This window comes from Providencia zhijiangensis (assembly GCF_030315915.2).
In the GTDB taxonomy this organism is placed as follows: domain Bacteria; phylum Pseudomonadota; class Gammaproteobacteria; order Enterobacterales; family Enterobacteriaceae; genus Providencia; species Providencia zhijiangensis.
Genome location: NZ_CP135990.1, coordinates 782715 through 807110, shown reverse-complemented (window position 1 = coordinate 807110; position 24396 = coordinate 782715). Strand labels below are relative to the sequence as shown.

At 42.2% G+C, this 24396-nt stretch carries 24 protein-coding genes; 20 read left to right on the top strand and 4 right to left on the bottom strand.

From position 1 onward, the window contains the following. Positions 1 to 53 precede the first annotated feature (53 nt). The 20 genes from QS795_RS03550 (at position 54) to QS795_RS03455 (ending at position 20178) form a co-directional block, all read left to right on the top strand. Entirely contained in the window at positions 54 to 1283 is a 1230-nt protein-coding gene (locus QS795_RS03550) for a Bcr/CflA family multidrug efflux MFS transporter (RefSeq protein ID WP_318626869.1), read from the top strand. Further along, on the top strand, positions 1280 to 2743 hold the full coding sequence (locus QS795_RS03545; protein ID WP_286272585.1) for an NAD-dependent succinate-semialdehyde dehydrogenase: 1464 nt from the start codon (positions 1280 to 1282) through the stop codon (positions 2741 to 2743). Before QS795_RS03550 ends, QS795_RS03545 begins: the two co-directional genes overlap by 4 nt. Before the next feature lie 185 nt (positions 2744 to 2928). After that, positions 2929 to 3732 (top strand): 2-oxo-hept-4-ene-1,7-dioate hydratase, encoded by an 804-nt coding sequence (gene hpaH, locus QS795_RS03540; RefSeq protein WP_286272587.1) that lies wholly within the window; start codon positions 2929 to 2931, stop codon positions 3730 to 3732. Positions 3733 to 3742: 10 nt separating this feature from the next. After that, positions 3743 to 4549 (top strand): 4-hydroxy-2-oxoheptanedioate aldolase, encoded by an 807-nt coding sequence (hpaI, locus tag QS795_RS03535; RefSeq protein WP_036954009.1) that lies wholly within the window; start codon positions 3743 to 3745, stop codon positions 4547 to 4549. Positions 4550 to 4703: 154 nt separating this feature from the next. Continuing rightward, positions 4704 to 6074: a 4-hydroxyphenylacetate permease gene (hpaX, locus tag QS795_RS03530; RefSeq protein WP_154604477.1), complete on the top strand. Its 1371-nt coding sequence runs from the start codon at positions 4704 to 4706 to the stop codon at positions 6072 to 6074. Positions 6075 to 6264: 190 nt separating this feature from the next. Further along, positions 6265 to 7143, top strand: a complete 879-nt coding sequence (gene hpaA / locus QS795_RS03525; RefSeq protein ID WP_154604476.1) for a 4-hydroxyphenylacetate catabolism regulatory protein HpaA — start codon at positions 6265 to 6267, stop codon at positions 7141 to 7143. A gap of 451 nt (positions 7144 to 7594) precedes the next feature. Further along, entirely contained in the window at positions 7595 to 9157 is a 1563-nt protein-coding gene (gene hpaB / locus QS795_RS03520) for a 4-hydroxyphenylacetate 3-monooxygenase, oxygenase component (RefSeq protein ID WP_286272588.1), read from the top strand. 19 nt (positions 9158 to 9176) lie between these two features. Continuing rightward, a complete protein-coding gene (hpaC, locus tag QS795_RS03515) occupies positions 9177 to 9695 on the top strand; it encodes a 4-hydroxyphenylacetate 3-monooxygenase, reductase component (protein WP_286272590.1) in 519 nt (172 codons plus the stop codon). 198 nt (positions 9696 to 9893) lie between these two features. Beyond that, positions 9894 to 10718: a winged helix-turn-helix domain-containing protein gene (locus QS795_RS03510; RefSeq protein ID WP_286272591.1), complete on the top strand. Its 825-nt coding sequence runs from the start codon at positions 9894 to 9896 to the stop codon at positions 10716 to 10718. Continuing rightward, complete coding sequence (locus QS795_RS03505; protein WP_286272594.1) at positions 10708 to 11190, top strand: FidL-like protein; 483 nt, start codon at positions 10708 to 10710, stop codon at positions 11188 to 11190. Before QS795_RS03510 ends, QS795_RS03505 begins: the two co-directional genes overlap by 11 nt. A 357-nt stretch (positions 11191 to 11547) precedes the next feature. After that, positions 11548 to 12099, top strand: coding sequence for a fimbrial protein (locus QS795_RS03500; RefSeq protein WP_286272597.1), 552 nt, complete (start codon positions 11548 to 11550; stop codon positions 12097 to 12099). A 41-nt stretch (positions 12100 to 12140) separates the two neighbouring features. After that, a complete protein-coding gene (locus QS795_RS03495; RefSeq protein WP_154604472.1) occupies positions 12141 to 12698 on the top strand; it encodes a fimbrial protein in 558 nt (185 codons plus the stop codon). Between the two features lie 26 nt (positions 12699 to 12724). Beyond that, positions 12725 to 15214, top strand: a complete 2490-nt coding sequence (locus tag QS795_RS03490) for a fimbria/pilus outer membrane usher protein (RefSeq protein ID WP_286272600.1) — start codon at positions 12725 to 12727, stop codon at positions 15212 to 15214. 12 nt (positions 15215 to 15226) lie between these two features. Continuing rightward, entirely contained in the window at positions 15227 to 15955 is a 729-nt protein-coding gene (locus QS795_RS03485) for a fimbrial biogenesis chaperone (protein ID WP_286272601.1), read from the top strand. A gap of 27 nt (positions 15956 to 15982) precedes the next feature. Continuing rightward, the gene (locus QS795_RS03480) at positions 15983 to 16348 is read left to right on the top strand and encodes a hypothetical protein (RefSeq protein ID WP_286272603.1); all 366 of its coding nucleotides are present in this window, start codon (positions 15983 to 15985) and stop codon (positions 16346 to 16348) included. Continuing rightward, entirely contained in the window at positions 16341 to 16877 is a 537-nt protein-coding gene (locus QS795_RS03475) for a fimbrial protein (protein WP_286272604.1), read from the top strand. Before QS795_RS03480 ends, QS795_RS03475 begins: the two co-directional genes overlap by 8 nt. A gap of 10 nt (positions 16878 to 16887) precedes the next feature. Continuing rightward, the gene (locus tag QS795_RS03470; protein ID WP_286272605.1) at positions 16888 to 17394 is read left to right on the top strand and encodes a fimbrial protein; all 507 of its coding nucleotides are present in this window, start codon (positions 16888 to 16890) and stop codon (positions 17392 to 17394) included. 15 nt (positions 17395 to 17409) lie between these two features. Beyond that, positions 17410 to 18477: an adhesin gene (locus QS795_RS03465; RefSeq protein WP_286272607.1), complete on the top strand. Its 1068-nt coding sequence runs from the start codon at positions 17410 to 17412 to the stop codon at positions 18475 to 18477. Between the two features lie 21 nt (positions 18478 to 18498). Then, the gene (locus QS795_RS03460; protein WP_286272609.1) at positions 18499 to 19887 is read left to right on the top strand and encodes an O-antigen ligase domain-containing protein; all 1389 of its coding nucleotides are present in this window, start codon (positions 18499 to 18501) and stop codon (positions 19885 to 19887) included. A 33-nt stretch (positions 19888 to 19920) separates the two neighbouring features. Next, positions 19921 to 20178: a helix-turn-helix domain-containing protein gene (locus tag QS795_RS03455; protein WP_154604465.1), complete on the top strand. Its 258-nt coding sequence runs from the start codon at positions 19921 to 19923 to the stop codon at positions 20176 to 20178. Positions 20179 to 20383: 205 nt separating this feature from the next. Here the strand turns inward: QS795_RS03455 and QS795_RS03450 are convergent, their stop codons facing one another. The 4 genes from QS795_RS03450 to epd all read right to left on the bottom strand — a co-directional run bounded on the left by QS795_RS03450 (position 20384) and on the right by epd (position 24255). Continuing rightward, positions 20384 to 20659: a VF530 family protein gene (locus tag QS795_RS03450; protein ID WP_154628280.1), complete on the bottom strand. Its 276-nt coding sequence runs from the start codon at positions 20657 to 20659 to the stop codon at positions 20384 to 20386. A 172-nt stretch (positions 20660 to 20831) separates the two neighbouring features. Then, complete coding sequence (fbaA, locus tag QS795_RS03445) at positions 20832 to 21908, bottom strand: class II fructose-bisphosphate aldolase (protein WP_132496207.1); 1077 nt, start codon at positions 21906 to 21908, stop codon at positions 20832 to 20834. 60 nt (positions 21909 to 21968) lie between these two features. Further along, entirely contained in the window at positions 21969 to 23132 is a 1164-nt protein-coding gene (gene pgk / locus QS795_RS03440; RefSeq protein WP_036953968.1) for a phosphoglycerate kinase, read from the bottom strand. A gap of 103 nt (positions 23133 to 23235) precedes the next feature. Next, positions 23236 to 24255 carry an erythrose-4-phosphate dehydrogenase gene (gene epd / locus QS795_RS03435; protein WP_154604463.1) on the bottom strand — a complete coding sequence of 340 codons (1020 nt, stop codon included), beginning with the start codon at positions 24253 to 24255 and terminating at the stop codon, positions 23236 to 23238. Positions 24256 to 24396: the final 141 nt, after the last annotated feature.

The following is a 24396-nucleotide window of genomic DNA, read 5'->3' as shown; positions in this document are numbered from 1 at the left end:
TTTAAGTCATAAAAAATTTAAGTTGTCATTGATGGATATCGATAGGGGGCAATATGCCAATTTCATTTACCAATAGACCGATACCGCGCTGGTTGATCCCGTTACTGGGCTCACTGGTGGCGTTCGGTCCCCTATCGATTGACATGTACTTGCCAGCCTTACCACAAATGGCACAAGCACTGAATGCCACCCAAGGACAGATGCAGTACACCCTCGGGGCATTCTTTGCAGGTTTCTGCGTCGGCATGTTGTTTTATGGTCCCCTGAGCGATCTGCTAGGACGCCGTAAAATGTTGCTAAGTGGGCTGGTCATTTTTACTCTCGCCAGCCTGTTATGCGCCCAAGCCACCAGCTCGGAAGCCTTAATTACCTTTAGAGCATTGCAAGCATTTGGAAGTGGTGCCGCAATAGTGATGGCGCGCGCCATTGCCCGTGATGTGTATCCTTCTAGCGAGCTGCCTAAAGTGCTGTCACTGATGACATTAGTCACTATGATAGCCCCATTATTAGCGCCATTAGTGGGCGGATTTTTATTAATTCATTTTAAATGGCAAGTCATTTTCTATGTACTCGCGGCCGTGGGGTTGTGCTCTGTTTCAGCGATTTTCTTACTGCTACCTGAAACCTTGCCTCATCAGCGTGAATCCCGCAATTTAGTCGGTGTCGCCTTTCATAATTATCGGTTGGTGCTCACAGACCGAGAAGCACTGAGTATCATTGGCACTATGGCATTCTCTTTTGCTGGTATGTTCGCCTTTATCAGTGGTTCACCGTTTGTGTATATCAATTATTTTGGTGTTTCTGAACAGTATTATGGGCTGCTGTTTGGCTGCAATATTTTGGGCATGATTGCGATGTTGCTGCTTAACGTCCGATTGCTCAAGGTGTATAGCCTGCCACGAATTTTGGGCATGCAAAGCGGTATCCAATTGATTTTTGGTGTTCTGTTGTTAATTTTCTATCAACAAAGCCTACCAATTATTGTTATCCTAGTGGTTCTGTTCCTATCGATGGTTAATGCTATCGGCACCAACAGTTTGTCACTGTTACTGCAACACCGCGGGAAAATCGCAGGCAGCGCCAGTGCGCTCGCCATCTCAATTCAGTTTGCCTTGGCAGCCCTTGCCAGTGTTGCAGTGTCCATACTACAAGATGAATCCCCATTTGCTATGGCACTCGTAATGGCGATTTGTGCCGGACTGAGTTTTTCAAGCCAACGCTTGTCCGCTAAAAATGTCCACGCACACGTTCATTCAGTGTCTTCGGAGAACAACGAAAAATGAGCTTAAACACCAATTCTAAATTATTCCGCCAACAGGCTTACATTAATGGTCAATGGGTGAATGCCCAAAACAGTAGCCAGTTTGATGTGACTAACCCAGCAAATGGAGAAGTGATTGCTCGCGTCAGTAATGTGGGTGCCTCGGAAACTCAACAAGCCATTGAAGCTGCTGAAAAAGCGTTGCCAGCATGGCGTGCCAAAAGCGCTAAAGAACGTAGCCAAATTCTGAACAAATGGTTCCGTTTAATGATGGAAAACCAAAAAGAACTCGCGCAGATCCTGAGTACTGAGCAAGGTAAATCCCTCAATGAATCCATGGGTGAAATTGCCTACGGTGCCAGCTTTATCGAGTGGTTTGCTGAAGAAGGTAAACGCACTTACGGCGAAACTATCCCATCCCCACTGCCTGGCCGTCGCTTAGTGACCATCAAGCAGCCTGTGGGTGTGGTCGCAGCTATCACCCCTTGGAACTTCCCGAATGCGATGATCACCCGTAAAGTCGGCCCTGCCCTCGCAGCGGGTTGCACCATGGTATTAAAACCTGCGGCTGAAACCCCATTATCTGCACTGGCATTAGCGGCATTAGGTGAAGAAGCCGGTATTCCAGCAGGTGTATTCAACATTGTTCCGGGTACCGATGCCAAAGCGATTGGTGCAGTCATGACTTCAAGCCCGATTGTTCGCAAACTAACCTTCACTGGTTCTACCCGTGTGGGTAAATTACTGATGGAACAGTGCGCAGATACCGTGAAAAAAATGTCGCTGGAATTAGGCGGTAACGCACCATTTATCGTATTTGACGATGCCGATTTAGATGCTGCGGTTCAAGGGGCATTAGCGGCTAAATTCCGTAATAGCGGACAAACTTGCGTGTGTGCAAACCGTATTTTAGTCCAAGAAGGTGTTTACGATGAGTTCGCAGCTCGCCTCGCGAAAGCCGTGAGCGCATTAAAAATTGGTCCAGCGACCCAAGCCGATTCAGAGCAAGGCCCGCTTATCAACCAAGCTGCCGTGGATAAAGTGTCTGAGCACATCGCGGATGCCGTTTCGAAAGGCGCTTCTATCGCTGCGGGCGGTAAATCATCCAGCCTTGGTGGTCTGTTCTTCGAACCTACCGTATTGGTCAATGTGACTGAATCCATGAAAGTAGCGAAAGAAGAGACATTTGGACCATTAGCACCGTTATTTAAATTCCGTGATGAACAAGAAGCTATCGACCTCGCCAACGATACTGAGTTTGGTCTGGCATCTTATTTCTATTCACGTGATATCGGGCGTATTTACCGTGTGGCTGAAGCCTTAGAAAGCGGCATGGTGGGTATCAACGAAGGCATTATTTCAAATGAAGTGGCTCCGTTTGGTGGTATTAAGCAGTCAGGACTTGGTCGTGAAGGCTCACGTTACGGAATCGAAGATTATCTGGAAGTGAAATATCTCTGCTTTGGTGGGCTTTCTAATTAGAAAAAAACATTAGCTAACGGTCTTCGCTTTTAAAATCTTAGCTCTAAATAATTCGAGTTAGAACAAGGCAGCAAATGAGGCTAATCCCTAGGAGCATACAGGAGTATGTGACTAGGGTTAGCGAATGAAGCTAACGTAGTTATAGCTCGAAGTATGACGAGCTGAGGTGCAAAAGGAAAAATAAGATGTTGCAACAAGATACCATTTCAACAATCGCTAAACGCCTAAACCAAGCGGAAAAAAGCCGCCAGCAAATCCGTCAAATTTCTTTGGATCATCCCGAGATGACCATTGAAGATGCCTATGCCATTCAAAAAGAGTGGGTCGGCTTAAAGCTGGCGGAAGGGCGTGTATTAAAAGGGCATAAAATCGGTCTAACATCCAAAGCGATGCAAGCCAGTTCCCAGATTGATGAGCCGGATTATGGCGCACTGCTCGATGACATGTTCTTTGATGATGGCTGTGATATTCCAACCGATCGCTTTATCGTTCCGCGTATTGAAGTTGAACTGGCATTCGTGTTAGCAAAACCGCTGCGCGGCCCTAACTGCACCTTATTTGATGTGTATAACGCGACGGACTATGTGATCCCCGCTTTAGAGCTGATCGATGCCCGTTGCCACAATATCGATCCTGACACTAACCGTCCACGTAAAGTGTTCGACACCATTTCAGATAATGCGGCAAACGGCGCAGTGATCTTAGGCGGACGTCCGATTAAACCGCGCGATTTAGACATGCGTTGGATCAGCGCCCTGCTTTATCGTAACGGTGTGATTGAAGAATCTGGCGTTGCGGCTGCGGTGCTAAACCACCCAGCTAATGGTGTGGCATGGTTAGCCAATAAATTAGCCCCACACAATGTAGACCTACAGCCGGGACAAATTATCCTTGGCGGTTCATTCACTCGCCCTGTTCCTGCTCGTAAAGGGGATGTTTTCCACGTTGATTACGGCGTGATGGGCTCAATTAGCTGCCGCTTTGCATAAGGAGTTCACTGTGGATCTGTTAGAAAATAAATTCAAAAAAGCCCTGAAAACAGGCAAACCACAAATTGGTTTATGGCTAGGATTGTGCAGCCCATACAGCGCTGAGCTGGTTGCTGGCGCTGGATTTGATTGGCTGTTGATCGATGGTGAACATGCACCAAACAATGTGCAAACCACCTTAGCGCAATTACAAGCTATCGCTCCGTATCCATCGCAACCAGTGGTTCGCCCGGCATGGAATGAGCCGGTGATTATCAAGCAATTGCTGGATATCGGCGCACAAACACTTTTACTGCCAATGGTGCAAAATGCGGAACAAGCAGAGCAAGCGGTACGCTCAACTCGTTATCCACCAGCGGGAATTCGTGGGGTGGGCAGTGCCTTAGCGCGCGCCTCTCGCTGGAATCGTATTCCTGATTATTTAAAACGCGCTAATGATGAAATGTGCGTGATTGTCCAAGTGGAAACCCGCGAAGCTATCAAAAACCTACCTGAGATCCTCAAAGTTGAAGGGGTTGATGGTGTCTTTATCGGCCCTGCAGATCTGAGTGCGGATATGGGCTTTTCTGGCAATCCAAACCACCCTGAAGTGAAAGCGGTGATTGAAGATGCCATTAAGCAAATTCGTGCGGCAGGTTTAGCGCCGGGAATTTTGATGGCGGCACCAGATATCGCAGAACACTATATTAAGCTCGGCGCCCTGTTTGTCGCCGTTGGTGTGGATACCACATTATTAGCGCGCACCGCTGAAGCCCTTGCCGCGAAATTCGGTAAAACGGTTTCCGATATGGATAACAGCGCATCTAGCGTGTACTAAAACAATTTGAACTCCTCTAGGTCGTTCAATTTTACCCTACGCTCATGGGCGACCTAGATAGTAAGCAATAAAATCGCAACCACAACAAGGCAGCCCAAATGACTGCCTAGTAGACCCTTGTACCTATAATAAATTGTAATTAGAGGGCATTATAATGAGTCATTCACAGAATGTTGCTAGTAACAATCCTGCAGAGCAACATAAGAACCTTACCGAACCGCAACAGCGGGTGATCAATAAACTTTTTAAACGACTGATCGTATTTCTGTTCGTTCTGTTTGTTTTCTCGTTCTTAGACCGGATTAATATCGGCTTTGCGGGACTAACAATGGGGAAAGACATCGGTCTGACGTCTACCATGTTTGGTCTAGCGGCCACCCTGTTTTATGCGACTTACGTTATTTTTGGTATTCCAAGTAACATCATGCTCGGCATTGTCGGCGCTCGTCGCTGGATTGCCACTATCATGGTGTTATGGGGTATCGCCTCTACCGCAACAATGTTCGCCACTGGGCCAACCAGTTTATATATTCTGCGTATGCTGGTGGGTATTGCTGAAGCCGGTTTCTTACCAGGGATTTTAGTTTACTTAACTTACTGGTTCCCCGCTTATTTCCGTGCTCGTGCTAACGCTCTATTTATGATTGCAATGCCTGTCACCATGGCATTTGGCTCGCTAGCTTCTGGTTATATTCTGGGACTGGATGGCGTTTTAGATCTGAAAGGCTGGCAGTGGTTATTTTTACTGGAAGGTTTCCCATCTGTTCTGCTGGGTATTTTAGTGTGGTTTTATCTGGATGATTCTCCGAAGAAAGCGAAATGGCTAACTCAGGAAGATAAAGACACACTGCAAGAGATGATGGATAAAGATCAATTAGAATTAGTACAGCCACACGGTTCAAAAAGCCAGACTGCACTGCAAAATAGCAGCCTGTGGAAAGAGATTTTCACCCCTGTGATCTTAATGTATACCGTTGCCTATTTCTGTCTAACTAACACACTGAGCGCCATTAATATTTGGACGCCACAAATTATGCAGAGTTTTAATCAGGGCAGCAGTAATGCCATGATTGGGCTATTAACGGCGATCCCTCAGTTCTGTACGATTTTAGGGATGATTTATTGGAGTCGCCGTTCGGATCGCTTGCAAGAGCGTAAGATGCACACTGCGTTGCCGTATTTGTTTGCGGCGGCAGGTTGGATCATTGCAGCAATGACTCATCAGCCGATGATCCAATTATTGGGGATCATTATGGCGTCTACAGGTTCGTTTACTGCGATGGCAGTTTTCTGGACCACGCCAGATCAGTCGATCAGTTTACGCGCTCGCGCAATCGGTATTGCCGTAATCAACGCAACAGGTAATATAGGCTCCGCGGTTAGCCCACTGTTAATCGGTTGGTTGAAAGATCAAACGGGTAGCTTCAATTCCGGTCTCTATTTTGTAGCCGGTTTGCTGGTCGTCGGTGCCATTCTGGTCATCGCCATCCCAATGAAAAACTCAAGACCAAGAGCCACACCGTAAACTGTCAAACTGTAAAACAGTCGAATTAAAGAAATGAGTGCTGCACTCCAATAACCTTGAGCATTGCTCAAAATAATTCGAGTTGCAGCTAGGCGGCAAGCAAGCTAATTCCTAGGAGCATACACAAGTATGTGACTAGGATTAGCTTGTGTAGCCAACAACGCTGCAGCTTGAAGAATGAAGAGCAATTATGACGGGCATTACAAACATAGATATTGGGAAGGACTACGATGACGTCCTGGGCAACGACGACGTCCACTACCAAACCTTCGGCAAACTCGCCGCCTTCTTCGGCCGCGACATGCCTGCTCATCGTCACGATGGCTATTTTCAATTACACTATTTAGTCACTGGGCATATTACGCTTCAGCTGGATGAGTCCCGTTATTCTGTGCAGGCACCACTATTTATTTTAACCCCCCCTTCTGTCGCCCATGCGTTTTTTACCCAAGAAGATACTGACGGGCATGTACTAACCGTACGGCAAGATTTAATTTCGCCACTATTGGAATCACTTTATTCTGCCAACCTGGACAGAGTCGATATTCCGGCGATTTGTTTATCTGTCGCGGATAAACCCCAAGATATTGAAACTTTTAATCATTATTGGGATTTAATGGCGCGGGAATCTGCCAATAACTATATTGGTCGAGACCAAGTGTTATCTTCACTTGCCCAAGCCCTATTCACCTTTTTACTGCGCTCTGTCCCCCTTGACGAGCACCATGTTAGCGGCGTGCGTGGTGAACATCGATTATTCCAACGTTTTAACCAGCTTATCGATATGCATTATCGCGAGCATCTCTCTGTCCCTGATTATGCGGATAAACTCGGCGTCACCGAATCTCGCTTAAAAGATATGTGTCGGCGATTTGCCAACCGCCCTCCGAAGAAACTCATTTTTGATAGGATTTTACGAGAAGCCAAACGCATGCTGCTCTTTTGCGATATCTCCGTTTCTGAAATTGCCTATCAACTTGGATTTAAAGATCCAGCCTATTTTGCCCGCTTTTTTAATCGTTCAGAGGGTACCTCACCGAGCCAATGGCGCGAGCAAAATATCCACTAAATCGTGGATGTTAAAATTTTAGTATCCCCCTTAAATTATTTTACATAATGCAAACATTTTTGATGTCTTGCATTTTTATTTTTAAAGTTACAACTTGTACTATTAGTCGCAAACAAAAAGTGAATGTTAAGCTCAAATAACAACCAAATAAAACATTAACAAATAAAAATCATTAAGTTTTTAATGAAAATTAATATAATGATAAATAAGGATTTATTTAAAATAAATGAAATAGCATTAACATTAAAATATCGGTAAGATCACATTTCTTTCATAAAACCACCTCACCAACGAAAAGTACCAGCATTTCTTTGGAAAGTCTCTTTTAAAACCCCACAGAAAACGATTCAATTAGTAAACACAAAACAAACATAAAATTAACATTATTCAAGCTTGCAACCTTTGTACGCCGACAACCCGCAAGCCCTCTTTGTTCTAAAACGAGGTAGACATGAAACCAGAAGATTTTCGTTCCGATGCTAAGCGCCCATTTAATAGCCAAGAATATCTAAAAAGTTTGCAAGATGGTCGCGAGATTTATATCTATGGTGAGCGTGTTAAAGATGTCACCACGCACCCTGCTTTTCGTAACTCAGCAACTTCAATAGGACAGTTATATGATGCGCTTCATGATAAATCGACTCATGACCAGCTTTGCTGGGGCACAGATACAGGTAACGGCGGGTACACCCACAAATTCTTCCGCTTCGCAAAAAGTGCCGATGACTTACGCCAACAACGCGACGCCATCGCAGATTGGTCACGCCAAAGCTACGGATGGATGGGACGCACTCCAGACTATAAGGCGGCATTCGCCAGCTGTTTAGGGGCTAACCCAGAATATTATGGTCAGTTTGCCGACAACGCACGCAACTGGTACAAACGCATTCAAGAGAGCGGCTTATACTTTAACCATGCGATTGTTAACCCACCTATCGATCGCCATAAGCCTGCCGATGAAGTTAAAGATGTTTATATAAAGCTAGAAAAAGAAACTGATGCAGGTATTATCGTCAGCGGTGCAAAAGTTGTTGCAACCAACTCTGCGTTAACACACTACAACTTTATCGGTTTTGGTTCTGCACAAGTCATGGGTGATAACCCTGATTTTGCTCTGATGTTTGTTGCACCAATGGATGCGGACGGTGTGAAATTAATTTCCCGTGCATCTTATGAATTAGTTGCTGGTGCAACAGGGGCTCCGTTTGATTACCCGTTATCAAGCCGTTTTGATGAGAATGATGCCATTCTGGTCATGGATCATGTGTTAATTCCATGGGAAAACGTACTGATTTATCGTGATTTCGACCGTGCTCGTAACTGGGCGGTACAAGGTGGCTTTGCTCGTCTGTTCCCATTACAAGCTTGTGTACGTTTAGCCGTCAAACTGGACTTCATTACAGGTCTTCTACAAAAGAGCCTTGAATGTACGGGTGTTATTGATTTCCGTGGAGTTCAAGCGGATCTCGGTGAAGTGGTTGCTTGGCGTAACCTGTTCTGGTCACTGACTGATGCTATGTGTTCAGAAGCAAAAGCTTGGGAAGGCGGCGCGTTCCTGCCAGATACTCAAGCCATCCAAACGTATCGCGTTATGGCACCAATGGCCTACACCAAAATCAAGAATATCATCGAAAGTAACGTAACAAGTGGTTTGATCTATCTGCCATCAAGCGTTCGTGATATGAATAACCCAGAGATTGACAAATATCTGGCAAAATATGTTCGCGGTTCAAATGGGATGGATCACGTTGAACGTATTAAAATTTTAAAATTAATGTGGGATGCTATCGGTAGTGAATTCGGTGGTCGCCACGAGCTGTATGAAATTAACTACGCGGGAAGCCAAGACGAAATTCGTCTGCAATGTCTGCGTCATGCATACGGTTCTGGCAACATGAAAGCCATGACAGACATGGTTGACCGCTGCCTGTCTGACTATGATCAGCACGGCTGGAAGCGCCCTCACCTGCACAACAACAACGATATTAATCTGTTAGATTCGCTGCTGAAGTAATCGGCAGCAGGAGGTCAAAATGTCTTTAGAAAATGAACATCGCTTACGTTTCAGAGATGCGATGGCAAGTCTCGGTGCCGCTGTTAACATCGTCACCACGGATGGTTCAGAAGGCCGTTGCGGTATTACTGCCACTGCGGTTTGTTCTGTGACTGATACGCCACCAACTTTGATGGTATGTGTTAACCGCAACAGCTCTATGAATGCGGTTTTTCAAAAGAATGGCCGCCTATGCGTTAACGTTCTCAACCATGATCAAGAAGATTTAGCTTGTCACTTTGCGGGCATGAAAGGCTCGACAATGGATGAGCGCTTTGGATGGGATATGTGGGATAAAGGTATTTTAGAACAACCATTGTTAAGAAATGCCCTTGCTAATCTTGAAGGTGAAATTACCCAAGTACAAGATATTGGCACTCACTCTGTCTATATGGTTGAGATGAAAAAGATTGTTGTTAGCGATGATGGACATGGCTTGGTCTATTTTAAACGTAAATTCCATCCCGTTTTGCATAAAATCTTAGAGCATACAGCCTAATTTAACCTCCATTTTATTACGCTATTCTAAGCCCCTAAATACATCATTTAGGGGCTTTTTTATTATATCTATCGAATGTAACTTTCTTAAATCAAATCCATTATCAGGCAATTTCTGTCTAATTGACACCGACCAAATTAGAGGTATACACTGGAAAAATACTTATTTGACATCCTAATAAATAAAATAAAACAAAATATGAAATATCTTATAAATAATATTATTTATGACAGCCATCAGGGGTTGTTATATCGCGATAATATCGGCGATGCAATTAAACTAACTACCACACTAAACCGCTTATTATTGGTGTTAGTGCAAAATAATGGTGAGGTTTTAGATCGTGAAACATTATTAAGCCGAGTGTGGGATGAACACAACCAAGTTGCATCCGATAATAACCTTAACAGTAGCATTTCTGTTTTACGCCGTCATTTGTCCTCATTTTGTGAGGATGAAATAATTACGACTATACCTAAAGTGGGTATCAAGCTTAATGCGCAATTGCAGTTGCAGTTGCTATCATCAGAATTAAATCATGATGTCCAACAAAAAGAACCTCAAGAAATATTACTTAATGAACCACATAAAGCAGCCGTTATAGAAGAAACACCAAAAGAAAAAGTGCAAACAGTAAAGAAAAAAAGTTACATTCTCAATAACCGTTTTATTGAGCTAGCCTTAGTTGTGATTATTATTTTTTGCTTACTTTATCTTTTTAAAAGCTATTTTTTTGCTACGCGAACAGAATATCCTGAGGTGGGTCGCATTGATCAGTGCAGCATACGCTATATTAATAGCTACCATAAACCCGATATGACGACGATTAGTTTTACTGATTTACAAAACCAGTTAACACGGTTAAACATTGATTGCAAAAAGCCGGCTACATTATTTTATTACAATGTCGGAATCGTCACGAATGATAAAAACCTCTATGATAACTTTTTATTTTTATCTTATTGTCCTAACACCCCCAAAGATAGTACAACAGTGAGTTGTGAGAATTTTTATGTCAAATAAGAAATCTGTCAGGGCTTTTTGGCTACTGATTATTTCAACCATCTTAGTCTTCATTAGTAGCTATGTTTATTATAAAAACAGCACCGCCATTGTCCCAAGTTGCAGAGCAACATTAAAAATTGATATTTCAGACAGCCGTTCAGACTTAAAAGGCTATTACCTACTTAGCATTATTCCAAATGAGAATGACCCTGAGCATCATACTTTTGTGATGAATGGAACCATCAGCAATGATGGCAAAAGTTATGTTATCGCTCGTAAATTTTATATGAAATATGTCTACCAAGGTGGGCATTTTTTCTCACAAGTCGAACGAGTTGTTATTGATCCTAATGACCAAGCTCAAAATAAAGTAAAAATACGGGGTATTCCGCAAGAAGGGCAAATTTATTTTGTGAACATAAAGCGTTTGAGCGAAAAAAACTATATTTTTGAAGAGAACTTCTCCCCTCTTTTTATTTGCACAATTTAATTTCAATCAGCAAACATTTCATCATGACAAAAATAGAGTATCGAATTATGACATTTGATGCTCTATTTTTTTAATTTTTAAAAATTACTTATTAATTTACCTTAAAGCAAAAGTGATTAAAAACCCCATATATTATCACCTCAAAATAAAAACATTAAAAGTCACGTTAAAAATATTAATATCAGGATTAAATATTTTACTTCATTAAAATACCAATACTTTATTTCAAAAAACTCTCCTGATGGATAAACTTGTTTTCGTCGAAATGACTTACACAAAAAGCCGACGCATGGATGCACTAGGCAATTTGCATTCACTTTAGGGACTAAAAAATACTTATCTTTAAGGATCTATAACATGAAATTAAATAAATTATCTGTTGCTGTTTTATTTGCAGCTTCTACTCTGTCTGCTTCTGTTTTAGCTAGCGGTAACACTGGTGAATTACATTTCAGCGGTCAAGTAGTTAACTCTCCATGTAATATCGAATCAGAAAGCACCAAACAAGAAGTTCCATTTGGTCAACTGTCACGTGCTTCTTTAGAAGCAGGTAATGCAGCAGAGAAAGATATCTCTATTAAATTAAAAGAGTGTAACTTCGACGAATTCAGTAAGGATACTGAAGGTAAATGGGTTGCAGTTAAAGATATCAAAATCACTTTCGGTGGTAAAAACTACGTTGGTACTAATAAAGAGTTCTTAGGCGTGACTGGTACCGCTAATAACGTTGGTATTCAAATTAAAGATTTTAAATTTGATGAAGCTCAATCTGTACTGAACCAAATTCGTAACAGACAAGGTGAAAACGTTCTGGAATTTACTGCATTAGCAAAACGTGTTGATGCTTCTACTCCAGTAACTGAAGGTGAATTCAACTCTATCGCTGACTTCAAAATCACTTACGAATAATTTTTATGGGAGGGGTACCCCTCCCAATAAAAAGGTTCATTATGCGAAATTTATCTTTCTTATGGTCAACACTATTATTAGCTCCTTTTATTTCTAATGCAGAATATACAGTTGATGGTGGTATTCGTGGTGAAACTGTTATGCGCGGATATATTGTTGCAGCTCCCTGTTCAATAGAAACAGACAGCCAATATCAATATATTAATTATGATCTTGTTTCTAAAAGTGACATCAACACAGAAGAAGCAAAAAATAACAATAGAAAAACATTCAACATTAAATTAAATAACTGCATTAGTGAATATGACAAAGATAATAGCAAAGGCATAAAAATTAAATTCTTTGCTAATAGCGATATCTACAACAATGCAATAAAACTATCAGGCCCCACGGATGGCGTCGTTGTCTATATTTATGACACCAATAACAATTTGGTCACTCCGAATAAATCGTATTCTATTTCAAATAGCGCCATTTACTTTGATAGCAAAACAAAAATCAGCTTTTTGAAATATGAAACAGAAATTGACACCATTAATAATGAGATTGAACCCGGAAATTACTTTGCCACGATTAAATTCAATGTGAGTTACGACTAATAAATATTTTAAATGATAAGAACACTATGGCTAAATTTAATATTTTTCACCAGTTAATTATTATATCTTGCTTATCCAGTATTCCTACTGTTGCTTTTTCTGTTGAATTTAATACAGATATGCTTGATACCAAAGATACTCAGAATATTGACTTTAGCCAGTTTTCTCAGGCCGGATTTGTTATGCCTGGAAATTATCATCTAACGATTAAAGTCAATAATGAACGTTTGGGTAATGCCCGCGATATTACTGTGGGTGCACCAACTTCTGCTGAAGATTCATTATTTAGCGTTGTCTGTGTTCCGGCAACCATTACAGATCAGCTCGGCTTAAAACCAGAAGCGGTTCGCTTAATTAAATATCGCGATAACGATCAGTGTATCGATTTGTCTGCGCTTGAAGGCAGTACCATGAGCGTGGATTTATCCACGTTAACACTGACGATTTTAATCCCACAAAGTTATCTAGAATATACCGACCCTAGCTGGGTGCCACCTTCTCGCTGGGAAGACGGTATTAACGGTTTCTTACTCGACTACACCTTGACGGGGTCCTTTACCAACCGAAATAGCGGAACCAAAGAGTCCTATTTATCCGCAAACGGAACCACAGGGTTAAACCTCGGTGCGTGGCGTTTACGTGGAGATTACCAAGCGAACTACCGTAAATCATCGGGTAACTATAACAATGAATATAGCGATGCCATATTCAGCCGTTTATATGCTTATCGTTCATTAGCGAATATCGCCTCGGTTCTAACGTTGGGGGAAAACTATTTCTATTCCGCCATTTTTGATTCTTGGCAGTTCACAGGTCTGTCACTAGAGACCGATGAAAATATGCTACCGCCGAAACTGACGGGATATGCCCCAGAGATCATCGGGATTGCACAAACCAACGCAACAGTCATCGTCAAAAGCCATGACCGTATTGTTTTGGAGACTACGGTTCCCGCAGGTCCATTCCAGATCCAAACGTTGGATAGCTCAATCCGTGGAACCTTAGATGTCACGGTACGTGAAGAAAATGGCGAAGAACAAAAGTTCAGCATTACTACCGCGGCGCTACCTTATTTAACGCGCCCTGGACAAGTTCGTTATAAGTTTGCCGTTGGTAAACCGCGTTACGATGGACGTCACCTTGAAGGGGATATGACCGCATCTGGCGAGCTTTCTTATGGACTTAATAATATTTGGTCTATTTATGGTGGTTCGATTTTATCCAAAAACTACCAAGCATTTTCAGCCGGTTTTGGGCGTGACTTATTTACCTTCGGGAGCTTGTCATTTGACATAACACAGTCTCATGCAAAATTACTCAGCAATACCTTAACAGGACGCAGTTACCGTTTAAGTTACTCAAAATCGTTTGATGAGGCGAGAACGGACATTACGTTCGCAGGCTATCGATTCTCGGATGAAACCTATCGTTCATTACAACAAACATTAGACGAACGCCGTACAGGGATTGAAACCCAGGCACACAAAGAGAGCTATCAGGTCAATATCAATAAATATTTTGACGCGTTCTCACTGGGTGGAAACTACCAGTACAACACGTATTGGAATAGCCAAACGGAAGAGCAATTTGGGGCCTATATCAACACCGCCTTCAATATTGCCTATTTAGGGTTAAAAAATATCAGCTTAACCGCATCCGCGACACGCTCCAAAAGAGCGGGATATCAGGATGATGCCATTACGTTATATGTCACCGTTCCCCTCACAATGGGCAGCAGCATGAGCTTCTCTGAGGGTTATACACGTGACCAAAATGGACGCCGTTCTTCAACCCATAACGTGGGCTATAGCGGCTACAACGATCAGCGTAGTTATAACCTGAACGTAGGTTACCAAACGGGACAGTATCAAGACTCACAAACCAGTTTCAGTGGTTATTTGAGCCAGAACTTCCCAACGGCATCACTCTCAGCCAATGCCAGTTATGTTCCCAATGAGTACCACACCATTGGTGGGTCGATTAACGGCGGGATCACATTGGTCAAAGAAGGAATTGCGATGCATCAGGCAGCCTATGGTGGAACGCGCTTAGTCGTTGAAACACCGGGAGCGAGCAACGTGCCATTAAACGGCGGTGTTTATAAAACTAACCGCTTTGGCTTAACCGTACTCCCTAACGTAAGTAGCTATCGCAAGACAACAGCATCAATTAATACCAGTAAATTACCGAACAATATCGAAGCGTTAGAGAGCGTTACCGAAGCCACATTAACTCGTGGAGCCATCGGTTATCGCAGCCTTAATGTTATCCAAGGGGAAAAAACCTTTGCCCGTTTAAAACTGGCAGACGGTACTTATCCACCCTTTGGCGCCAGTGTGCGTAATAAAAATAACATTGAGCTCGGCATTGTTGGTGAGCAAGGGATCACATGGATTGTCGGCGTGATGCCAAATGACCTGCTTAACCTTTACTGGGGAAATAAATTGCAATGCAGCACGCAAGTCACTGAGTTTAAAAACAGTGCGGAAAGCTACCCTGTATTAATTTGTCATTAGGAAACAATTTAAATGAAATCAAATCTTTTTAATTTACTTCGCACCAGTGTCTTATTGACCTCTATCGGTGCAATGGGCGCCACTTACGCCGCAGTTACACTGGATCGTACTCGTATTATTTTTGATGGTGATCAGCAGTCTATTAACATCACTATTCGCAATGATAACCCTGAACTGCCTTACTTAGCGCAGTCATGGTTAGAAGATGCGTCAGAGCAAAAATTGGAAGCTGGCCCGATTATCGCAACACCACCGATTCAGCGTATGGAGCCAAAATCCACCAGCTTAGTTCGTTTAAGCACTGCGCCAGATATCAGTAAGTTACCTCAAGATAGAGAGTCTCTGTTTTACTATAACTTGCGTGAAATCCCACCAAAATCAACAGAAGCGGGTGTTCTACAAATCGCCCTGCAAAGCCGTGTAAAACTGTTTTATCGCCCAGAAGCGATTGTGGCTGATAGCAAAAAAGATTGGACAAAACAGGTGACATTAACCCCAACAGCCAATGGTTATCAACTGAATAACCCAACAAGTTTTTATCTGACTATTATCGGCATTGGTAACAGCCAGAAGCAGTCTGAGCAGAGTGACTTTGATGCCGTTATGGTGCCACCGAAATCAACCCATAACCTAAAATCAGCAAAATTTGCGACACCATATCTCACCTATATCAATGATTATGGTGGAAAGCCATCACTGGCGTTTAAGTGCCAAGCATCGCAGTGCACAGTCACACCATAGACGTAACGGATAAACAGGAATATCAACATGAAACTGTATCACTTTGGGTTATCGCTCATGTTCGCCATGCCTGTATTGGCAGAAACGCCATCGCAACCCTCATTATTGGAAACAACAGGCACTGTTTATGTTCATGCGCGTTTTCTCATAACGCCTTGCCAGCCTAATGTGACGATGACGAGAGCGGTCAATCATGTCAATGAGCCTGTTTATCAATTTACCGTGAGTTATGCCCATTGTGTCACCCGCACTTATAACCAAATGTGGGCGCCATTCACGTTGAAATTTGCGGGTCAGCAATATGTTTTTTCAAAGCCGCAGACAAATAAAAGTATGACCTTTTTACTTCCAGCCGAGAATTCAGCACGCCGTTTGGAGATGATTTATGACTAAAACATTCGCACTTATGGTTAGCATGAGTAGCTTGTTATTCACCAGCTACGGCAGCTTGGCAAATAGTCTATCCGTCTATTTTGAGGGAACACTAGTGCCTATTGGCTGTCGCTTATCCGACGATGACACGAAGAAAACGGTTTACTTATCGGGTCTACGCTTTTCTGAACTTGAAAATCTTGGGCGTTCTGATGTTCAACCTTTTCAGTTGGATATCGTCGACTGCTCGACAGCGGCATTAAATAAGACCATCAAAATTACGCTAAATACTCAAGATACTGAAACTCACAATGGCGTCACCTATTTGAAAACGACTGGCGAGTCCAATGTGTTACTGGCGTTAACTGATGGCAAGAATGCTCAACCTTTGAAATTTAATACCCCGATTGATATCAGTACCGTCACGGAATCGGGAAAAGGCTCCATTAACCCGCTGCAATTTGGGGTATATGCGCAAAAACCCTTTAATGGACGACTCAGGACTGGGAGCTTTTCATCCTTAGTCACTTTCAATCTGGACTATCAGTAGGAGAATACAGATGAAAATATCCGGTTTTATAGGGGCGATTTGCCTGCTAATGAGCAGCTTTTCACTGGCTGATATTTTAATTACGTTGGAAACCACATTGGTGCGTCCATCCTGTGTGATCACCAATGAAAATGGCGATAAAGAGCTGTATGTGAATTTTCAAAATGTCGCATTAGATCGCATAACAGAAGAAAAGCAAAACTTTGGGATCCTAATTAAACAGTGCGATCTGCGTAAAAATTTACGAATTTATTTATCCCCTAAAGAGGGTTCGACCCTCACGATTAATAACGAAACGGTATTAAGCACCACGATCCAAGGATTAGGGATCCGCTTTTCCCAAGCTAATAGAAATACCGCTATCAATCTACTGAAATGGGAGCCCATCTTCCCGTTAGTGAGTGGTGATACCGCCACATTGACCTTACAGTCACAATTAGTTACGAATCAAGTGCCTGAAACACTTGAAGTCGGCCCGTTTAGTGCGGCACTGTCAGTGATGATTGATTATCTCTAAAGTTAGGTAACGACAATGAAAAAAACATCTAAAACTTCGCTAATTTCATTAATGACCATGCTGATGTCACTGTTTCTCTATAGCCAAGTGTCTCATGGGTTAACTCGCTACTCGTCCAGTGGTGGGGGTTATAGAATGAATCTTGTCTCCAATAACTCGGTCATCGCAAGCACTCCAACAATTGCAAGCAATGGCGAGAAATACTATTCCGTCGCTCCGCCGAATAAAGAAGGTATTGTGATTAATGAAAGTTCATCACAGCCCTACGGTACTGTGTATTGCAAGGTGAACTTTTTAGTGGGTAACTACCAAAACGGACTGGCATGGAACTATGCCTTTCATCGTGTTTTTGCTTATATGCCAGAGGCTGGCTTTAGCATTAAAGGGTTAACCGCTTATAAAATTAATGCGAATACTTATTTCACACTGTATTCAGACAATGGAATTACTCAGGGTTGGAAAAACATTTCTGGGCGTGGATGTTCTTCTGAAGAAATGGGGCCATTAGACGCAGGATTCTTCACCGTTCAATTCCCATTTGAAGTCCGTATTTATGTGAAAGATATTCCCATTGATGGCAAAGTTGTTATTCCACCAGCAATGATTGCGGGCTATACCCGAATGTTCCAATATCCGGGTACACCTGATGTGTTTGTGCCAGCGGATAAAGCGAGTGTAAAACTGGATTTAACTCAGTCGGTGATTAACTACCCATCAAACTGTAAATCCAATATTGATAACTTAAATATCAATCACAATACACTGGATGCCATTGAATTTGATAGTAAACAAACCCGTACTGCAACCTATCAATGTGATAGAAGTCAGGGGGTTAGAGTAAAATTCGCCTTAGATTACGTTATGGATAACGATCCACAAAAGCGTGTGCCGCTGAAATCAGGTAATAACACGATTTACTCTGAGTTATCACTGTACGATGCAGAGAGTAACTACCGCGGTAAAACTATCGAAACCACCATTGATAAAGTGAAAAATATTGAAATCGAAAGCCACCTTTATGGATTAGATGCTGAGCCAGGAAAATACACTGGTAATGCGTGGTTAATTGCAACTTATTTATAATTAACATGCAGTATAAATTTTATGATTATGCTTTCTCGTGCTGTATTTATTAGTATTTTTATTATTTGGAATCTCGCCAGCATAATTTACATTGATAATTTAGGTAGCTTAAGGCAATCGCTGCCACAAAATATTATTAGCTGGTTAGCGATTGCATTAATTATTTCCATCATTGCATTTACCGTATTTTATAGAAAAAATCGGATTTTCATTACGATTCCTGCAATGTGTTTTTGTTTAGCGCTAGCCATATTAAGCATCAATCTTTTTTATATAAAAGAAAGTCATAATGTTATATTTTGGTATTGGTCTGGCATCAGCGCAGGAGTCGTACTGTATATTGTCGGATTGCAAATACGAGAGAAGTGGTTAATTCAATCTTTCTGTATTTATTGCTTTATTGCTATTAATGTTATTCAGTGTTTATTTACTATTTATCAATACTTTTTTGAAACTACTATTTTTTATTTTGCAACCGATATGCGGTCATATGGTTTGACGCAACAAATTACCATTTTGTCGGTTAACATGGCGATGAGCTGTATGTTTTCGTTGATGACCCTAGTGTTATCACAATTTAAACTTGCATCGCTTACCCAAGAAAAATGCCGTATAACGCTATTAAGTCTCTGCATTTTCTTGTTTACAGTGACGCTGGTTGTTCTGCAATCTATCACCACAACATTGAGTTTCGCAGTGTGTGCTTTTGTTTTTATCTGTTTGTTTTATCAAAAAAATAAAGTAAGAGTGAGCGCCAGCTATTTCATTATTGCCCTCGCTGTATTTATTGGCGTTTACCTTATTCAGCTGTGCCCAAAGTATATCGACAGTGAGATAATCAACCGCTTTCACCTTAAGCAAATGTTACGATTTTCCATCTCATTGTTTATCTACCCACCAACTGAAGTTTGGGAACAACCTTTAATACTTAATGCGAGTATGGAGAAAAACCAGCTCCCATTTTTAAGCTCTGAAAATTATATTGTGCCACATATTTATAATGAGATATTGCGTTGGATTATGACTGGTGGGTTTATTAACCTTATTTTTATGTCATTACTAATAACGGGTGGAATATATGTTATTTACCAGTCAATCATTAAATACAAAAAAAATGGGAACGGTTATTCCATATCCTTAATGTTGGCATTAACGCCTGTAGTTATTAATAGCAACTTAGAGCACCCATTTTTACAATCAGTGTTACATTGGGGAATGATTATACTGTTTTTATCATTTTCAGATGCGTCATTCCCATTAAAAGAACAATCAAGCTTTTATATTAACAAGCACTTATCGTTATTATTTAGCTTTAGCACTTTTATTATTGGCCTAAGCGTTTTTATTATTGGATTAAATTTATTTAATGGCCAATCTTTCTTTCACACCAATATTTTCTCATTTGCATAATGATAAAATTAAAAGATAAACGAGGACAGCATAATGACTCTCTATGACAATCAAATCTCCAATACCGATATTGGTGCAAAAGTTCGCAAGCGCCGCCTATTATTAGGTTGGAGCGCCAGTATTCTTGGTAAAAAAACTGGCTTAAGCCAACAACAAATCTCTCGTTATGAACGCGGAACTCAAAATTTTACGATCCACCGATTATGTATTTTTGCTAATGTGCTTCAGTGCGATTTAAATTACTTTTTAGAGCGTAGAAATCCTTCGGTAACAGTACCGATTAATCTGTAATGCCGCTGTATTCATACCACCGACAGCCTAATTTAGTCGCGACATAATCATGCCCTCTAAGTCTCTTTTTAGAGGGTATTTTTATGAGTAAAAGTAACCTAAACTGATATTTCTACATCACTGAAATCTGCTAACCCACTCATTAGAAAAAACAAATAATAACAATGCATTATAGCTCAATTAGAGGCTCCATTTCGTCGAGGTATTAAACGCGGTGATTACCCCACGGATCATCAGATAAATTAGCATCATCCATTGAATCGTCTTCTAGCATATCAAGATAGAGCGCTTCAACTTCAGCCCGCGCCCATGGCGTTCTTCGTAGGAATTTTAAGCTTGATTTGATACTGGGATCTTTGTTGAAGCAATTGATTTTGATAATGCTGCCTAATTTTGCCCAACCATAATGGTTAACTAATTCTGTTACCTGCATTTCAAGCGTAACCCCATGTAACGGGTCTTTAGATTTATGTTCAGTCATTTGGATTACCTTATAGGGCATTTCAGAGTGTTCAAAGCACGCGAAGGTTACAAGAAAAGCAAGGCGCTCGCAATCAATACGGCAAGTGACAGGCTCCTTAGTGAAAATATAAAAAATCCCCCAGCAAGCTACCCTGCTGGGGGATGATTTATTCACAAGTTAAACTCGTAAATTACAGAACGTCTACGCAGTTCAGTTCTTTGAATGCTTGCTCTAAACGAACAACCATTGAGTCTTGTGCTTTACGCAGCCACACACGTGGATCGTAGTATTTTTTGTTTGGCTTATCATCGCCTTCTGGGTTACCTAACTGAGATTGTAGGTAGCCTTCTTTCGCTTTGTAATACTGTAAAATACCATCCCATGTTGCCCACTGAGTATCGGTATCGATGTTCATTTTGATAACACCGTAGCTTACTGCTTCTTTGATTTCAGCAGCGCTTGAACCGGAACCACCGTGGAAAACGAAATCTAAGCTGTTGTGTGGCAGGTTAAATTTCTCAGACACGTAGTCTTGGGAATTACGCAGAATTTTTGGCGTTAATTGTACGTTACCTGGCTTATAAACACCGTGTACGTTACCAAAAGAAGCCGCGATAGTGAAACGTGGGCTGATAGCGTTCAGTTTTTCGTAAGCGTAAGCTACGTCTTCTGGTTGGGTGTACAGCGCTGAGCTATCCATGCCAGTGTTATCAACACCGTCTTCTTCACCACCAGTACAACCTAATTCGATTTCCAGAGTCATGTCGATTTTCGCCATGCGCTCTAAATATTTAGAACAGATTGCAATGTTTTCTTCCAGAGATTCTTCTGACAGGTCAATCATGTGAGAAGAGAACAGTGGTTTACCAGTTTTCGCGTAGTGTTTTTCACCCGCATCTAATAGACCGTCAATCCATGGCAGTAATTTCTTCGCACAGTGGTCAGTGTGCAGAATCACTGGCACACCGTAGTGCTCTGCCATTTGGTGTACGTGGTATGCACCTGAAATTGCACCTAAGATAGCTGCTTGTTGCCCTTCAGCTTTCAGGCCTTTACCTGCGATAAATGCAGCACCACCGTTAGAGAACTGAACAATAACTGGAGCGCGTACTTTAGCTGCCGCTTCAAGTACGGCGTTAATTGAATCAGTACCAACACAGTTCACAGCTGGCAATGCAAAGTTATTTTCTTTGGCAACCGCGAAAACTTTCTGTACATCATCACCAGTGATAACACCTGGTTTAACAAAATCAAAAATTTTAGACATGTGAAAAGGTCCTGTGGTGAACAGGCAGCCTACGCTGCCTGTTGTGTATGAACAAATTAATTACGCTTTAGCACGTTCTTCTAGCATCACAACGGCTGGGAGCTTTTTACCTTCAACAAATTCAAGGAAAGCACCGCCACCGGTAGAAATGTATGAAATCTTATCAGCGATACCGAATAAATCGATCGCCGCTAGGGTGTCACCACCACCAGCGATTGAGAAAGCGTCGCTGTCTGCAATAGCACGAGCAACGATTTCAGTTCCCTTACGGAAGTTAGGGAATTCGAATACGCCCACAGGGCCGTTCCAAAGAATGGTTTTCGCATTTTTCAGAATTTCAGCCAGACGTTCTGCGGATTCATCACCTAAGTCCAGAATTTGCTCATCATCTTTGATAGCGTTACTTGCTTTCAGTGTTGCTTCTGCAGTTTCTGAGAACTCGGTAGCCACGCGAACATCAGTTGGCACTGGGATTTGGCAGTTAGCCAGTAATTTTTTCGCTTCTGGGATCAGGTCCGCTTCATACAGTGAACGACCCACATTGTTGCCTTCTGCTGCGATGAAAGTATTCGCGATACCGCCACCCACAATCAGTTGGTCAGCGATTTTAGACAGGGAATCTAACACAGTCAGTTTAGTGGAAACTTTAGAACCACCTACGATAGCAACCATTGGACGCGCGGGGTTACCTAACGCTTTGCCTAATGCTTCTAATTCGTTGCTTAACAGAGGGCCTGCACACGCAACTGGTGAGAATTTAGCAACGCCGTGCGTTGACGCTTGAGCACGGTGAGCCGTACCGAATGCATCCATAACGTAGACATCACACAGTGCTGCATACTGTTTAGACAGCGTTTCGTCGTCTTTCTTCTCGCCTTTGTTAAAGCGCACGTTTTCTAAAACGACTAATTCGCCAGCGGCGATATCAACACCGTTCAGGTAGTCTTTAACTAAACGAACTGGGTTGTCTAATTTTTCTGCCAGATAGTCAACAACAGGTTGCAGTGAAAACTCTTCATTGTACTCACCTTCCGTCGGACGACCGAGGTGGGAAGTAACCATGACTTTAGCACCTTGTTTCAGTGCTAATTCAATTGTTGGTAATGAAGCACGGATACGTGCATCTGAAGTAACTTTACCGTCTTTAACAGGAACGTTTAGGTCCGAACGAATGAAAACGCGTTTACCCGCTAAGTCCAAATCGGTCATCTTAATTACAGACATGGTGAATCCTCTTGTTGATTCTCTATAAAGTTTTCATTAGCGACTGTGCGAGGTGGTCAATAGCGTATTTATCTATTGTGCCCCGCTGTCTGTCAGACGCCAATTAGTTTAAACCTGTTGCTGCCATCGCTAGAGTTGTATCTAGCATCCGGTTAGCAAACCCCCATTCGTTATCACACCAAACCAGGGTTTTGATTAAGTTCTTGCCGCTAACTCGTGTTTGCGTACCATCAATAATCGCGCTGTGCGGATCATGATTAAAATCCATCGAGACTAACGGTAGTTCAGTATAGTCTACTATACCACGAAAATGCCCATGCGCGGCGCTCTGTAATAGCTTGTTGACTTTATCAACACAAACATCCGCATCTACAGTGACGCTTAAGTCAATGGCAGTGACATTGGTGGTTGGAACGCGTACAGAAATCGCTTCGAAGCTGCCTTGAAATTTTGGAAAAATTCGTGTGATCCCCGCGGCCAATTTGGTATCGACAGGAATGATCGACTGACTCGCTGCCCGCGTTCTGCGTAAATCTTTATGGTAGGCGTCAATCACAGGTTGATCATTCATGGATGCATGAATGGTGGTGACTGTGCCCGACTCAATACCAAATGCATCATCCAACACTTTGATGACTGGAATAATACAGTTGGTGGTACAAGATGCATTGGAAACGATACTATCGCTTCTTTGTAGGCTGTCATGGTTGACGCCATACACAATGGTCGCATCGAGATCATCGGTTCCCGGATGGGAAAAGAGCACTTTTTTCGCGCCGGCTTGCAGATGCTTTAACCCATCTTCGCGAGAGCCGTAAACGCCCGTGCAATCTAACACCACATCCACACCTAACTCTTTCCAAGGTAGCTTGCTGATATCCGCTTGATGGAAAAGACGCATATTGTCATCTCCAACTTGTAGCTGGTCGCCATTGAGACGAACATCCCACGCAAAGCGTCCGTGACTTGAATCATACTTCAGCAAATGAGCGATACCTTCCGGCTCCGCTAATTCATTGACCGCAACAACGACAATTTCTGCCCGGCGACCTGATTCATATAACGCTCTGAGAACACTTCGACCAATTCGACCGAAGCCGTTTATTGCTACCCTGATTGCCATTCTACACCTTGTATCTGAGCAAAATCACACGGTTGCTAAGGATAACTGACTACCACCAACTCTACTGCTCATTTTAACTGTCAAACATCAAAAGTGTGCTTCACTCGACATTTTTAAAATTTATTTACATTATTTCAAATG